We start from the raw sequence: 13,733 nt of genomic DNA, 5'->3' as shown, positions 1-13,733 counted from the left end.
ACGAACCGGAGGCTGTGCACCGTGCGCGACAGACCCGGTTGCGTGGGTGGTTCGTAAAGATCCTGCGTCGCCTAGAAGCGTCGGAAGTAGTCGTCGTAGCCGCTGGCGGTCGACCCGTCACCGGTCCCGGTGTGTGGGCGGAGGCGTTCGACGGGTTCGATCAGCTCGACGCCGTCGAGGGTGAGGTCGTCGAGGCTGGCGTCCTGGGCGGGTGCGGGACGCCACCGGCGCGGCTCTCGGACGCGCTCGTCATCGGGCTCGTCCAGCTCGACCGGCAGCCGCAGCCACCAGAGCGCGGCCGACGCCAGCAGCATCAGGCAGACGACGGGCATCGCCGCGCCGCCGACCAGCTGCTCGCTGGGGCTGGGGCCCGGGTTGAAGGTGGCGGCGTCCGCGGAGGGCACGGTGGGGTCACCCCGGACCAGCCCCACCACCGTGGTTGCCAGGAAGGCCAGGTTGAGCAGGGCGGCGGCGACCCAGATGGCGAACATCTCCCAGCGCAACAGGGCGGCGTGGCTGACGGGCCGCCCGAAGTGCAGGATCGCCGGGAGGGCCAGCAGCAGCAGGGACGCCGTCAGGGTCACGACCTGCGACGAGCTGAACCCGTAGCCGTAGACGGCGAACAGGAAGACCCGGTCGAGGAATGGCGTCCCGCCCAGGACCGGCTGCCCGGTGCTCCCGAAGCTCTGGCTCGTCGACTCGAAGACCAGCCAGGACTGGTATGCCGCCGACGCCACGGCGACCGCTGCCGCCACCTCGAGCAGTCGAGCCGTCACGAACCAGGTCCGTGGCAAGGTCCAGTCCACCCGAACCGACGTCAGCCGCATGGTGGTCCCCTTCCTCCCGGCGTCCAATGTAATCGAGGCGAACGCCGCCACAATGGCCCGATGCGCATCTTTGCGGCCGTCGTGCCGACCGAGACCGCCCTGGAGGACCTCGCCGAGTTCCTCGACCCGCGTCGGGACGCCGGCCCGGACCTGCGCTGGACCGACTCGAGCCTCTGGCACGTCACCACGGCCTTCATGGCCGATGTCAGCAGTGGTCTGGTGGACGACCTGGTGGACGGGATCGCGGAGGCAGTGGCCGACCGACGGCCCATGCAGCTGCGCCTCAAGGGGGGCGGCGCGTTCCCCAACCCGTACGAGGCGAGGGTCACGTGGATGGGCGTGGACGGCGATCCGCAGTCGCTGGACTCGCTCGCCGGGCTGGCCCGCGCGGTGCGCCGCGCCTGTAGCCATGTCGGCGCCAACCCCGAGGGTGGACCGTTCACGCCACACCTCACCGTGGCGCGCTCGCGCCACCCCTTCGAGGCCACCCGCTGGCTGCGGGTGCTCGACGCGTATGCCGGTCCGACCTGGACCGCGGACGAGGTCACCCTCTTCGCGTCCCACCGCGGCGAGGGACGTGGTCGACCCCACTACGAGCCGATCGCCGTCGTCGGCCTGACCGGCTGGGCGCCCCCGGCAGGACTCGAACCTGCGACCTAGAGATTAGAAGGCTCTTGCTCTATCCAGCTGAGCTACGGGGGCAATGGCGCAGAGTCTAGGACGACTGCGCACGGGGCCGAGCGCCACGCGGATGGAGACAGGCCGGGTCGAGGCAGGCCGGGAACGCTGGGACGTGTCGACACCGGCCCGGCACGCTAGTACGCCCCGAGGAGGTCCCTGCGACTCTCGGTGATGGTCTGGAGCAGCTCCCGCTCGGTCTCCAGGGCTCGCGCGTCCGCGGCGCTGTGGTGCATCCGGGCCCGCAGCAGGGCCAGCTCGCTGGCCGAGTCCTGGAACCGGCGCATCGAGCGCAACGTGGCGCGACCACCTGACGTCCTCGCCCAGACCCGGGCGGCCCTGCGCCCGCTCATGGTCGACAGCATGTGGACCTCGCTCGGCGCCAGCCACCCGGCGTCGGCGTAGGCACTGAGGTGTCGGCCGATGAGCCGCCCCTCACGGCGACGGGCCCAGACCACCAACGTGGCGAAGGCGATGAAGATCGGCACCTCGACCAGGAGGTAGACCGACAGCATCCCCGCCCCTCCGGTGATGGCGGCCAGGTTCCACACGGCGTGGGACAGCGCCGCCAGGAGGTAGCCCCCGACCGGGGCCAGGACCTTCAGACCGCCGTGGCGGGTCGTCGCTGCGATCCCGATCCCGATGCCGGTGAGCACGGTGAACATGGGGTGGGCGAAGGGAGTGAGGAGGCAGCGGGCCAGGAAGGTGCCGGTCAGGGACGACCCGCCACCGTGGGCGTAGGCCATGCCGAGGTACTGGATGTTCTCGGTGAACGCGAAGCCGGCCGCCACCACCCCGGCGTACACCATCCCGTCGATGATGCCGTCGAACTCGCGGCGCCGGAACCACCACACGAGCAGGACGAGCAGCCCCTTGCAGGCCTCCTCCACCAGCGGTGCCGAGAACACGGCAGTCGCCAGCATCGCGTCGTCCTGGCGACCGGTCGCCGCCTGGAACGCGACGTTCGCGCCGGTGTTGAAGATGCCTGCGGCGAGCGCCGCGACGAGCGCACCCCACAGGAACGCCGTCACGAGGTAGCGCCAGGGCTCGGCCTCGAACCGGTCGAGCCACAGGAAGGTCGGGATCACGATGCCGAGCGGGATGGCCGCGAGCACCACGGCCAGCAGGGTCGTCACCAGGCCCAGGGTCGCGCCGTAGTAGACAGACAGCACGATCGCGCCGAGCCCGAACCCCACCAGGATGACGCCCGAGAGCAACCAACCTCGCAACCGGCCACGACCGGTCGCGCCGGTGGCGGCAGGACCCGGGGGCACGGAGGCGGGGCCGCCCGCGGGCGCTGCGCCCGCGGCATACCCCTGGCCTGGTCCCCACGTCATGACGGGCAGGGTAGTCCAGGGCATCAAGGCGCCGCCCTGTCCCTGGGGGGCAATATGGTGGTCCGGTGACTGCCACCCCCACCGAACGCTCTGTCAACGACCGCATCGTCTGGATCGACTGCGAGATGACCGGGCTGTCCCTGGAGGCCGACGCCCTCATCGAGGTCGCGGCGCTCGTGACCGACTTCGAGCTCAACCAGCTCGGTGACGGCGTCGACGTCGTCATCACGCCACCCGATGAGGCCCTCGCGCAGATGGACGACTTCGTGCGCACCATGCACACCACCTCAGGCCTGCTCGAGGAGCTGGCCGGCGGCACGACGATGCAGGACGCGCAGGAGCACGTGCTCGCCTACATCCGCGAGTGGGTGCCCGAGCCCCGCAAGGCGCCGCTCGGCGGCAACACCGTGGGCACCGACCGCAACTTCCTCGCCCGCGACATGGCCGAGCTCGAAGCCCACCTGCACTACCGCATCATCGACGTGTCCTCCATCAAGGAGCTGTCGCGCCGCTGGTACCCCCGCGCCTACTTCGGTTCGCCCAAGAAGTCCGGCGGCCACCGCGCTCTCGCCGACATCCGCGAGTCGATCGCCGAGCTGCGCTACTACCGCGAGGCCGTCTTCGTCCCGCCGCCCGGGCCTGACAGCGACACGGCCAAGGGCATCGCCGCGCGCCACATCGTCAACCACGGCTGAGGTTCGAGCGTCACCCTGCGGTATGCCGCGGCTCACGGGTGGGCGCGCCCGTGGCCTTCTCGGGGTGGTCACGAGCACCGGTCCCGAGCAGGTACTATTGGCGTCGCTTCCGCGACCGGCACCGCCCGGTCGCGACGCATGGTGGGCGTAGCTCAGCTGGTAGAGCACCGCGTTGTGGTCGCGGGGGTCGCGGGTTCAAGCCCCGTCGCTCACCCCACACCGAAGGCCCCTGACCGAGACGGTCAGGGGCCTTCGTCACTCGCTGAGCAGGCGCCAGGGTGCGAGGGGTCGTGCGCGGAGCTCCGGACGGGGAGACTGTTGCCATGCCTGGCTGCTGCGACCCGCAGGGGTACGACGAGATCTTCGGGCCTCGCTTCGCCCGTCGGCAGGCTCGGCGCTACCGCAAGCGAGGGCTGGGGGCCACCGAGCGCGACATGGTCGCGTTCCTCGCAGCGCGTGGTGTGGCCGGTGCGAGCGTGCTGGAGATCGGTGGAGGTGTCGGCGAGCTGCAGCTCGAGCTGCTGCGGCGAGGGGCCGAGCGCGCCACGAACCTCGAGCTGGTGGCCGCCTACGACGGCCCCGCACGCGAGCTTGCCCGGGAAGCCGGCGTCGACGACCGGATCGAGCGCCGCCTGCACGACATCGTGGCGGCACCCGACGACGTCGACCGGGCCGACATCGTGGTGTTGCACCGGGTCGTCTGTTGCCATCCTGACTACGAGCGGCTCCTGGGGGTGGCCGCCGACCACGCGACGCGCCTGCTGGTCTTCAGCCACCCTCCTCGCAACCTCACCAGCCGCGCCTTCAACGCGACGCAGAACGCCGTCCTGCGGCTGACCGGTCACCGTTTCCAGACCTTCACCCACCCCCCTGACGGCATGCTGGCCGTGCTGCGCGACCACGGACTCACGCCGGTGCACACGAGGCGCGGCCTCGTCTGGCACGTCGTGGGCCTGGTGCGGGAGCCGGTGCGGATCTAGGGCCGCGGGCCACCCTCGGGGCCGGGTCGGGCAAGATGGCCGGGTGTTCATGGACTCGGGTGGCAAGCGCAGGACGATCCGGATCGGCGTCTGGGTGACGATCCTCGGACTGCTCCTCGGCGTGCTGAGCTCGATCATCATGGCGACCGAGGCCGACGCCCACACGGCGCTGAGATCCATCTCTCCGCAGGATGGTTCCTCGCTGGCCACCGCGCCGACGCAGGTCGTCCTGACCTTCGACGAGGCCGTCAGCACCAGCTTTGCGACGGTGACGGTCACGGGCGCCCAGGGTGTGGTGTCCGCGGGCAAGGCAGTCGTCGCCGGCGCCACCGTCACCCAGGCCCTGCTGCCGAACCTTCCCAATGGTCGTTACGCCGTGGCCTACCGCGTCGTGAGCGACGACGGGCACCCGGTCTCGGACAAGTCGACGTTCACGATCGCGGTGGCCACGTCACCGTCGCAGACTGCTGGCCCGTCGGCGACGCCGCTTCCGGCGACCCCGGGGTCGGCAGCCAGCACCGCGCCGACGCTCGCCAGCGGTTCCGATGGCACGAACGGCGGGCTCGGCCTGCGGGTCGGGCTGGCCGTCGGCGTCGCGGCCCTCGCCCTGGTCGGTGGCACTGCCCTGGTCGCCTCGAGCCGACGTCGATCCGGCGAATGAGTCGTGGCGTCAGCCGATTTCACGCCGCCCGCTTCGCCCTGCTAAGGTCTCTCCTCGCGCGCCATTAGCTCAATTGGCAGAGCAGCTGACTCTTAATCAGCGGGTTCGGGGTTCGAGTCCCTGATGGCGCACCATCGTCGCAGGTCAGGCAGATGCACCATCTGCCTGACCTCGACTTTTTTCCGGGAAACCCTCCGTCTTTGACACGGCTGGCCGTCATCGCGCGCGGCTTAGCCGGAGAGTTCGCCGAGGAGGTTTGCGGCGTTGCCCGGCACGCACGTCGATGAGGCCTCGATGCTGTACAGACCGGGCGATGTGCTGAAGGAGGCGCCCTTGAGTGGGCCGCCGGTTGCGTATGCGGTGGGATTCTGCGTCACGACGCGTACCGACATGCCGAGTGTCTTCCAGTAGTCCGCGATCCGGTTGGCGTCGCCGATATGGTCAGCGGTCGGTTCGGCCGATTCGGCGTCGGCGTAGGAGACGCCAGTCGAGCCGTCTGAAAGCGTGCACTCCTCCGGGTACGCGCCCAAGTCCACTCGCCACGGCCCGGCGGACAGCAGTTTTTGTGTCTCGTGCACAACCCGGATCGTCTGATCGCGGGATTCGTGTGGGGTCATGGTGGGCTCTTTCGGCGAGCATGCCGACAGCGCGGCGACTGCTGCCGCTGCGAGTATCACGATCGTCTTCGCGCGCGCGTCGCCGGCACGGGTGCGGCTCTGGTCAGCCATATGTCCCCCTGTTGGTTCGCTGTGGTGACCAAGAGCGCAGGGAGGCCGCCACCGCGCCCGAGGCACGGCCCCTTGTGGATCATCACCGGTTACGACGCTTATGGGCACGATCCGTGACGCGGCACCGGCGCACTGGCGCTGTTGCGGGCTAGTGCTGCGACGCGACGCGACGGATCTCGTCGGAGGTGAGATACAGGAAGGTGCCAGGCGACGTGGACTTGATCCCGAGGTTGGTCGTGACGTCATGGAGGTTGACTTCTGCGCTGATTTCGGGGTTGTTCTCGGAGAAGTCCGACGGCTTGCCCTGCACCACGTCCATCATCACCGGGTAGCCGTTGAGCGCGCTCTTGGACAGCTCCGACAGCGCCGAGCGGACGGCTGCCGTGACGGCGTCGGTCGAGCTATCGGCGACGTAGATGGTGATGCCAGTCTGGGAGTTCCACGGGGCACCGGGGTGTTCGACCTTCACGCGCGCGCCCTGGATGCCCGGGGCCGACGCGATCGCAGACTGCACGGCGGCTGGGTCCGGCGATCCACACCCTGCCAGAGCCACCACGGTCGCGAGCACCCCGACGATGGCGATGCCCTTGCCCCTGATCGCGCGCATATCTGGCCGTCGTGGCTGGCCTCTGTATGCGGTCACGGTGATGGGCTCGAGGATCGGGAGGCCCTCTTCGCGGGTTTCTTCACGGTGCCGTTCTGTGCGCCGAGCTTCTGGGCGACCGGACGGTTGGGCCATGAGCGCTCGTACGGCGTGCCGCGGTAGGCGGCGGGCATGATGGTGGGGTAGTTGCGGCGGTTGCGCCACACGAAGTACGCCAACACCGCGAACAGCAGGACGCTGACCGCGGTGCACACGACGGACGCTGCGCCCTGCGCGGGCCACAGCATCCAGCCCACGGTGAACACGTAGAAGATGCCCCACCAGAACCCGAGGACCCACAGCCTGACGTTGACCACCTGACCCTGTGCCGCGATGAGGGTGGCGATCTTCGTCCAGCGGGTAAGGCGCACGGGGATCAGCGAGAACGCCGTCCGGAACCCGAACATTGAGGCCGGCCCGGTTGCTTCCGCCCCCTGGCTGAAGGTGGTGAACGACAGCTTCTCGCGACGATAGGCGGGCAGCAGGCTCCGTCCCAGGTAGGTCGCGCTGCTGAGCGCTGAGCCGATCGACACGCACAGGAACGTCGCTGACACAGCACCGATGACCGGTCCGATGATCAGCCCGACCACGACGCCCCGCAAGGGGCTCCCCGCGAAGCCGGGCGAGGTGCCCATCGGCCCTGCTCCGTCCCCGGTGAGCCGCCACGGCAGAACGAGGACCGCGAGGGCCAGGCTGGCCACCGCCAGGACGACCCACACGACCGTGAGCGTCAGGTACCCCAGGGGGCGCCACACGACCGCCTTCCCGGATGTCCCGCGCGCCTCCGGGGCGAGCAGGTACACCGGCTCGCGGAGGTCGGCGAACTGGGCATCCTTCGCCGCACGACTCTTCCCTTGGGCCCTGGACGGCATCACGAGTCGCCTTCGGGGGACGCGGGCTCGGTCACGGGCAGGCGGATACTGCTGGCCTGGCCGTCGGTTGGCCTTGGACTAAGCGGCGCGGCACAGATCGCCTGGTGCAGCTCAAGCGTCAGCTTTTGGATCTGCCTGGTCAACTCAGTGTTGGTCTTCAGCTCCAGCTCTTGGTTGATGAAGTCGTGGTCGGCCTTGGCCTGCGAGAACGCAGCCTGACGGTTCTGGGCGATCATCACGAACGTCGACAGGAAGATCGCCTCCAACGACACCACCAACGTCAACGTCGGCCACGGATTCGGCTCCACGAACGCCATCCAGACGGCGAACAGGGCGATGTGGGCATACACGAACCACATGGAGCCAGCGAAGGCGGTGATGGCGTCGGCGGCTCTGTTCTGGATGGAGGCGGCGCGCGCTTCGGCTTCCTTGACGATTGCCGGGTGCTTGGCGGCGACGCTGGTCCTACTGATGGTCATGGCTGCTCCTCGCAGTCAGGGTCGGGAGGCGTTCTTCGCCGCCATCTTCACGGTGCGCTTCTTGGCGGCGGCCTTCTGTGCGATCGGACGGTTGGGCCAGGAGCGCTCATACGCCGTCCCCTCCAGCTGCGCGGGCATCACGCCCGGGTAGCGGTGCCGTCGCCTCCAGATCTCGAACAGCATCCAAGCGCCGAGCAGGCCTGTGACGACCTGGCAGATCGGCGCGGCCGTACCGGTAGCGGGCCACAGCGTCCAGGTGATCGTGAAGAAGTACACGAGGCCCCAGATGAATCCGATCGCGAACGTCGAGCCGTTCACGATCCAGCCGTTGAACTGGATGATCGTTGCGACCTTCGACAGCCGGGTCAGGCGCACCGGCACCAGGGACAGCCCGACCCCCGTCACCGCCGTGAGCGCTGGCCCGACGGCCTCCCCGTCGGACGACCGGATCGTCATCGACAGCTGCTCATGCCGATACGCCGGGTTCAGGCTTCGCAGGAAGAGCATCGCCGACGTGAGCACCATCCCGAACGTCGCCTGCACCAGGAAGACCGCCACGAAGCCGAAGAGCGGCACGAGCAGGGGAATGAAGATGATCGCGAGCCAGGAATCCGAGCGATGAAAGGCGTGAGATGCGGCGAGCCCGCCGTCGGAGGTCGCGCTGCCCGCTGCGCCCGGCAGGGCCGCGACCGTCGCGAACAGCGCGATCGCAAGAAGGACCAGCCACAGCACCGTCAGGCCTAGATAGGCGAAGACCCGTCCGACGAGCCGCGCACGACTCGGCGGGACCGCCGGCACGAGGAACACCGGCTCGCGGAGAGGGTCGACCGCCACGTCCGACACCGTCGGGCCCTTCGCCTTCGTGGGCCGAGATGACCGGGCTGTGCTCATCGTGACGCCTCCTCCCCGGGGATCGTCCAGCGCATGACTAGCGGAGAGTCCGCCACCGGGAGAGACGCATCACTGGGCTGATGGTGACGCCCGATCGAGATACGTGACGACCACCTCTTGGTCGTCATCGTCCGCGCGGCCCACCGCCGCGAGATCTACCGCTTGCCCCTCGGGCTGGGGTTAGGCGTCGCGGGCGCAGATCGTTTCGTGGAGCGCGACCGTCAGTTCGTGGATCTGCCTGGTCAACTCAGTGTTGGTCTTCAGCTCCTGCTCTTGGTTGATGAAGTCGTGGTCGGCCTTGGCCTGCGAGAACGCAGCCTGACGGTTCTGGGCGATCATCACGAATGTCGACAGGAAGATCGCCTCCAATGACACCACCAACGTCAACGTGGGCCACGGATTCGACTCGACGAACAACATCCAGACGGCGAACAGGGCGATGTGGGCATAGACGAACCACATGGAGCCAGCGAAGGCGGTGATGGAGTCGGCCGCTCTGTTCTGGATGGAGGCGGCCCGCGCTTCGGCTTCCTTGAGGAGTGCCGGGTGCTTGGCGGGGACAGTGGTCCTACTGATGGTCATGGCTACTCCTAGCAGTCAGAGGCGGTCGGTCGGGGTGCGCGCCCGCGGGCTGCGGGCGCGCACCCCTGACATGACGATCCAGGCCAGGCCGGCGCCCAGCAGCGCGCCAGTGGTGTTGGCGATCGTGTCGGTTGACGTGCAGTCGTGGGCGCCCCCGAAGGCCTGCGTGATCTCGATGCAAGCGGACAGGGCCACGGCACCCAGGACAACGATGATGGGTCGACGCCAAACGAGTGTGGCGAACAGCCCTAGTGGAGCAAAGAGGGCGATGTTGAGCAGCCCGCCAGGACTACGCAGTTCGGTCGGCAGAGACGCCCACTCGACCAGCAGGCGGCACTGGGACAGCGGATCCGGTCCAGGCCCCACACCCCCAGGCCCGCGCCAGGAGAAGAGCGTGACACCCAGGGTGAGGCTCAACGAGGCGACGAGGCAGGCTGGGGCAATCCACGACCGGCCAGATCGGGCGCGAAGGAGCCCAACCACGGCGGCCAGCACCAGTCCGACGGCGACACTGAACCGGACTTGAGGCTGGGTCCAAAGGATCCGAATGATGATGTCCACGTACGCCTCCATGTCTGACCCGCCGGGCCACGGCCAGATTAGGGGCGACGGATCCCGAGGTCGGTGAGGGACGTGGCGTGTTTGAGACGGCCCGGAGCGAAAAGGGCGCCACCTGGCGATCCGGACCCAACCGTCGGTTCTTCTACGACCCTGATCCACGGCCCGGATCTGGCGCTACCTGCGCCAGACGCGTCACTGGGCTAAAGGTGACGCCCGATCGAGTTCGTCTCCGGACGTCCCTGAGGGGCAGCTAGGTCCGCTCCCTCGAGAGCCGGTTGCGGCGGTCCTCCTCGCGCTTGGAGTACGCGGCCGCGGTGATGGCTTCGTCCGACTCCAGTCCGCTGCCCAGGGCGCCCCCCACGGTGGCCGCGGACGCGACGAACCAGGTCAGCACGAACAGGTCGGCGTAGCCCAACGACTTGCGGCTCTCGCTGCCCATCACGGCGGGATCGAGGACGAACAACGCCCACGCCAGATTGAGCACATAGAGGGCGGTGTAACAGATCAGGACCCCCGCGGTCAGGGTCAGCAGGGTGGAGGTGTTGTAGAGGTTGGACCTTTCCCGGGCCCGGGACGAGTCCTCCTCGGCGCGGTCCCACAGCTCCCCGTCGATCACCAGCCAGCCCACGACGAGCGCGATCGAGGCGACCATCGCCACCAGCAGGCGCCACCAGGACAACGACCCGGCCAGCACCCACACGGTGGAGTTGATGGTGGCGATGGCACCGGTCGTGAGTGCGGCGACCAGGGCCGACTTGAGCCCGGGAACCAGCCGCCAGGGCCGGTTGGCGGCCACCATCCCCCGGAGCAGCCGCCACCGGCCGCCGCGGCGTGGCAACAACACCCGGCAGTCCTTCTCCCCGGTGGGATCGGTCATCGAGCTGAGGAGCTGGCGCACTGCATGCCGGCTGCGGTGGTGCAGGCGAACGCCTCCCAGCGCAGGCAGGGAGAGCACGGCCGTGCGCTGCTGCGCGTCGGTCTCGATGAGGAGGTACCGACCTTCGGCGTCGCGAAGGGGGAGCTCGGTGATGCCGACGACCAGGTCCCAGCGGTGCTCTGCAGCTTGGTCCCTCAGTCGTTCCAGGGCGGTGTCCACGTCCTCCGACGCGGCCGTGAAGGGCGTGCTGACGACGTCGATCTCCCAGGCGAGCCCATCGTGGTGATCCGGCGCGTGGGCGTCGCGGATCCGGTGCGCGATCTCACTCGGCTTGGCCGGGTCGGCTACCAGGCCGACGCGAAGTCGTTCCATCACGACAACGTAGTCGCCCGGGGTGCCGGTCGCGGCCGACGTCGCATCAGGTCCCGGTCCGGTGCGATGCCAGTCGGGCGGCCAGGAACGGCGCAGTGGCGCTGTCGTCGACCCGGGCGACCTGGTCGGGCGTGCCCGTGGCCACCACCCGACCGCCTTCGTCCCCGCCGCGCGGCCCCAGGTCGATCACCCAGTCGGCGCTGATGACCGTGTCGAGATCGTGCTCGACCAGCACCACGGTGTTGCCGGCGTCCACCAACCGGTGCAGCTGGCGCAGCAGCAGGGCGATGTCGGCGGGGTGCAGCCCTGCCGTGGGCTCGTCGAGCAGGTACAGGGCGTGGCCGCGACGCGCGCGTTGCAGCTCGGTGGCCAGCTTGATCCGCTGGGCCTCCCCGCCGCTGAGCTCGGTGGCAGGCTGGCCCAGCCGGAGGTAACCCAGGCCGACCTCCCTCAGCGTGGTCAGGCTGCGCGCGGCGGCCGGAACGTCGGCCAGGAAGTCGGCGGCCTCGTCGACCGACAGGGCCAGCACCTCGGCGACGTTCTTCCCCCGGTACTCGATCTCGAGCGTCGTCTCGTTGTAGCGCGCCCCGTGGCAGGTCGGGCAGGGGGCGTAGGTGCCCGGCAGGAAGAGCAGCTCGACGGTCACGAAGCTCTCCCCCTGGCACGTCTCGCACCGTCCCTCCGCCACGTTGAACGAGAAGCGGCCTGGGCCGTAACCGCGCTCGCGTGCTGCCGGCGTCGCGGCATACACCTTGCGCACGGCGTCGAACAGGCTCGTGTAGGTGGCCAGGTTGGAGCGCGGGGTGCGCCCGATCGGGCGCTGGTCCACGCGCACCAGCCGATCGAAGGACTCCAGCCCTGTGACGCCGTCGACGTCGATCTCGAGCTCGTCGACCTCGGCGTCCTCGGCGTCCTCCGGCGCCTGTCCGAGGTGACGCCGGACCAGCTCGGCAAGCACCTGCGTGACCAGGGTCGACTTGCCCGACCCGGAGACGCCCGTCACCGCCGTCATCACGCAGAGCGGCACGTCGACCGTGAGGTCGACGAGGTTGTGCCGGCTGATCCCGCGCAGGTGGAGCCACCCCTGGGGAACCCGCTGGTGGCGTTCGGGGGCCGCCACCCGGCCGAACAGGTGCGCCCCCGTCACGGAAGCCGGCACCTGTTCGAGCCCGGCCACCGGACCGGAGTACAGGACCTGCCCGCCGTTCTCGCCGGCGCCCGGTCCCAGGTCGACGACCCAGTCGGCCCGACGGACGATGTCGAGGTCGTGCTCGACCACGAACAGCGAGTTGCCCGAACCCTTGAGCCGGTCCAGGACGTCGAGCAGCGGCGCCGCGTCGGCCGGGTGCAGCCCCGCCGACGGCTCGTCGAGCACGTAGACCACGCCGAACAGCCCCGAGCGCAGCTGCGTCGCGACGCGCAGGCGCTGCGCCTCCCCCGGTGACAGCGTCGTGGAGCTGCGCCCGAGCGAGAGGTAGCCCAGCCCGAGGTCGAGCAGGACCCGGACCCGGGCGACGAGGTCGGTGCACAGCCGCACCGCCACCTCGGTCGCCTCGCCCGAGTCGGCCGTCGCCGTCGCAGCGGCAGCCTCGGACAGGTCTGCCACCGGCCGGAGGAACTCGACGAGCTCGGTGAGCGACAGCGCGTTCACCGCGGCGATGGTGAGCCCGCGGAACGTCACCTTCAAGGCGTCCGGACGCAGCCCGGTCCCGCCGCACTCCGGGCACGGGACGCTGCGGATGAAGCGCATCGCCTTCTCGCGCATCGACGCGCTCTTGGAGGTGGCCAAGACGTGGTGGACGTGCGCGCGGGCGCTCCAGAACGTGCCGTGGTAGCCGTAGTCGACGCGGTCACGTTCCGGCTTGACCAACACCTTCGGCTGCTCGTCGGTGAACAGCAGCCACCGTCGGTCCTTGGCCTTGAGGGACCGCCAGGGCGCGTCGACGTCGATGCCGAGACCGGAGACGATGCTGCGCAGGTTGGCGCCTTGCCAGGCACCGGGCCACGCGGCGATCGCGCCCTCCCGGATGCTCAGGGAGGTGTCCGGGACCATCAGCTCCTCGCTGACGTCGTGCTCCACCCCGAGGCCGTGGCACCGCGGACAAGCGCCCGCAACGGTGTTGGGCGAGAACGCCTCCGCCGCCAGGCGGGGTGCGCCCCGAGGGTAGGTGCCGGCCCGGGAGTACAACATCCGCAGGAGGTTCGACAAGGTCGTGAGAGTGCCCACGGTGGACCGTGCGCTGGGCGCGCCACGGCGCTGCTGCAACGCCACCGCGGGGGGCAGCCCGGTGATCTCCTGGACGTGCGGGACACCCATCTGCTGCACCAACCGCCGGGCGTATGGCGCCACCGACTCGAAGTAGCGCCGCTGCGCCTCGGCGTAGAGGGTGCCGAACGCCAGCGATGACTTGCCGGAGCCGGACACCCCGGTGAAGGCCACCATCGCGTCACGCGGCACGTCGACATCGACGTTGCGGAGGTTGTGCTCAGTGGCGCCCCGGACGTGGACGAAGTGGTCGCTCGAGTCGTGGGGCACAACCCCCTGTCTAG

General features: G+C 69.5%; 15 protein-coding genes and 3 tRNA genes. 6 read left to right on the top strand and 12 right to left on the bottom strand.

Translation table 11 applies throughout. The annotated features are described in order from the left end of the window. Nucleotides 1-71: 71 nt before the first annotated feature. Nucleotides 72-827, bottom strand: coding sequence for a hypothetical protein (locus BJ986_RS12350; protein WP_179422248.1), 756 nt, complete (start codon nucleotides 825-827; stop codon nucleotides 72-74). Nucleotides 828-887: 60 nt separating this feature from the next. On the opposite strand from BJ986_RS12350, the gene thpR reads away from it, so the two are divergent. Continuing rightward, nucleotides 888-1,487: an RNA 2',3'-cyclic phosphodiesterase gene (thpR, locus tag BJ986_RS12345; protein ID WP_179422247.1), complete on the top strand. Its 600-nt coding sequence runs from the start codon at nucleotides 888-890 to the stop codon at nucleotides 1,485-1,487. On the opposite strand, the gene BJ986_RS12340 is transcribed toward thpR, so the two are convergent. Together BJ986_RS12340 and BJ986_RS12335 are read right to left on the bottom strand one after the other, a co-directional pair. Further along, nucleotides 1,456-1,529: transfer RNA gene (locus BJ986_RS12340), tRNA-Arg, on the bottom strand. The two genes, thpR and BJ986_RS12340, sit on opposite strands and share 32 nt — an antisense overlap. Before the next feature lie 113 nt (nucleotides 1,530-1,642). After that, on the bottom strand, nucleotides 1,643-2,842 hold the full coding sequence (locus tag BJ986_RS12335) for a PrsW family intramembrane metalloprotease (protein ID WP_179422246.1): 1,200 nt from the start codon (nucleotides 2,840-2,842) through the stop codon (nucleotides 1,643-1,645). Nucleotides 2,843-2,907: 65 nt separating this feature from the next. On the opposite strand from BJ986_RS12335, the gene orn reads away from it, so the two are divergent. The 5 genes from orn (at nucleotide 2,908) to BJ986_RS12310 (ending at nucleotide 5,312) form a co-directional block, all read left to right on the top strand. Next, complete coding sequence (gene orn / locus BJ986_RS12330; RefSeq protein ID WP_337795235.1) at nucleotides 2,908-3,537, top strand: oligoribonuclease; 630 nt, start codon at nucleotides 2,908-2,910, stop codon at nucleotides 3,535-3,537. A gap of 141 nt (nucleotides 3,538-3,678) precedes the next feature. After that, nucleotides 3,679-3,754: transfer RNA gene (locus tag BJ986_RS12325), tRNA-His, on the top strand. Between the two features lie 106 nt (nucleotides 3,755-3,860). Beyond that, the gene (locus BJ986_RS12320) at nucleotides 3,861-4,517 is read left to right on the top strand and encodes a class I SAM-dependent methyltransferase (protein ID WP_179422245.1); all 657 of its coding nucleotides are present in this window, start codon (nucleotides 3,861-3,863) and stop codon (nucleotides 4,515-4,517) included. Between the two features lie 49 nt (nucleotides 4,518-4,566). Beyond that, nucleotides 4,567-5,178, top strand: a complete 612-nt coding sequence (locus BJ986_RS12315; protein WP_238338421.1) for a copper resistance CopC family protein — start codon at nucleotides 4,567-4,569, stop codon at nucleotides 5,176-5,178. A gap of 58 nt (nucleotides 5,179-5,236) precedes the next feature. Further along, nucleotides 5,237-5,312 (top strand) — tRNA-Lys (locus BJ986_RS12310). A 96-nt stretch (nucleotides 5,313-5,408) separates the two neighbouring features. On the opposite strand, the gene BJ986_RS12305 is transcribed toward BJ986_RS12310, so the two are convergent. From BJ986_RS12305 to uvrA, 9 genes are all read right to left on the bottom strand, one after another. Further along, nucleotides 5,409-5,906, bottom strand: coding sequence for a hypothetical protein (locus BJ986_RS12305; RefSeq protein ID WP_179422243.1), 498 nt, complete (start codon nucleotides 5,904-5,906; stop codon nucleotides 5,409-5,411). Nucleotides 5,907-6,054: 148 nt separating this feature from the next. Next, nucleotides 6,055-6,513 carry a hypothetical protein gene (locus BJ986_RS12300; protein WP_179422242.1) on the bottom strand — a complete coding sequence of 153 codons (459 nt, stop codon included), beginning with the start codon at nucleotides 6,511-6,513 and terminating at the stop codon, nucleotides 6,055-6,057. 32 nt (nucleotides 6,514-6,545) lie between these two features. Then, complete coding sequence (locus tag BJ986_RS12295; RefSeq protein ID WP_179422241.1) at nucleotides 6,546-7,421, bottom strand: hypothetical protein; 876 nt, start codon at nucleotides 7,419-7,421, stop codon at nucleotides 6,546-6,548. Continuing rightward, entirely contained in the window at nucleotides 7,421-7,900 is a 480-nt protein-coding gene (locus BJ986_RS12290) for a DUF1003 domain-containing protein (RefSeq protein ID WP_179422240.1), read from the bottom strand. Before BJ986_RS12290 ends, BJ986_RS12295 begins: the two co-directional genes overlap by 1 nt. 15 nt (nucleotides 7,901-7,915) lie before the next feature. Beyond that, complete coding sequence (locus BJ986_RS12285) at nucleotides 7,916-8,791, bottom strand: hypothetical protein (RefSeq protein WP_179422239.1); 876 nt, start codon at nucleotides 8,789-8,791, stop codon at nucleotides 7,916-7,918. 180 nt (nucleotides 8,792-8,971) lie between these two features. Beyond that, nucleotides 8,972-9,373 carry a DUF1003 domain-containing protein gene (locus tag BJ986_RS12280; protein WP_179422238.1) on the bottom strand — a complete coding sequence of 134 codons (402 nt, stop codon included), beginning with the start codon at nucleotides 9,371-9,373 and terminating at the stop codon, nucleotides 8,972-8,974. A 15-nt stretch (nucleotides 9,374-9,388) separates the two neighbouring features. Continuing rightward, on the bottom strand, nucleotides 9,389-9,946 hold the full coding sequence (locus BJ986_RS12275) for a VanZ family protein (protein WP_179422237.1): 558 nt from the start codon (nucleotides 9,944-9,946) through the stop codon (nucleotides 9,389-9,391). 238 nt (nucleotides 9,947-10,184) lie between these two features. Continuing rightward, the gene (locus tag BJ986_RS12270; protein WP_179422236.1) at nucleotides 10,185-11,183 is read right to left on the bottom strand and encodes a hypothetical protein; all 999 of its coding nucleotides are present in this window, start codon (nucleotides 11,181-11,183) and stop codon (nucleotides 10,185-10,187) included. A gap of 46 nt (nucleotides 11,184-11,229) precedes the next feature. Beyond that, a complete protein-coding gene (uvrA, locus tag BJ986_RS12265; RefSeq protein ID WP_179422235.1) occupies nucleotides 11,230-13,719 on the bottom strand; it encodes an excinuclease ABC subunit UvrA in 2,490 nt (829 codons plus the stop codon). Nucleotides 13,720-13,733: the final 14 nt, after the last annotated feature.

The sequence above is a fragment of the Pedococcus badiiscoriae genome, assembly GCF_013408925.1.
GTDB classification, from domain to species: Bacteria; Actinomycetota; Actinomycetes; order Actinomycetales; family Dermatophilaceae; genus Pedococcus; species Pedococcus badiiscoriae.
The sequence above is the reverse complement of the archived record's forward strand: the minus strand, read 5'-3'. Positions and strand labels throughout refer to the sequence as shown.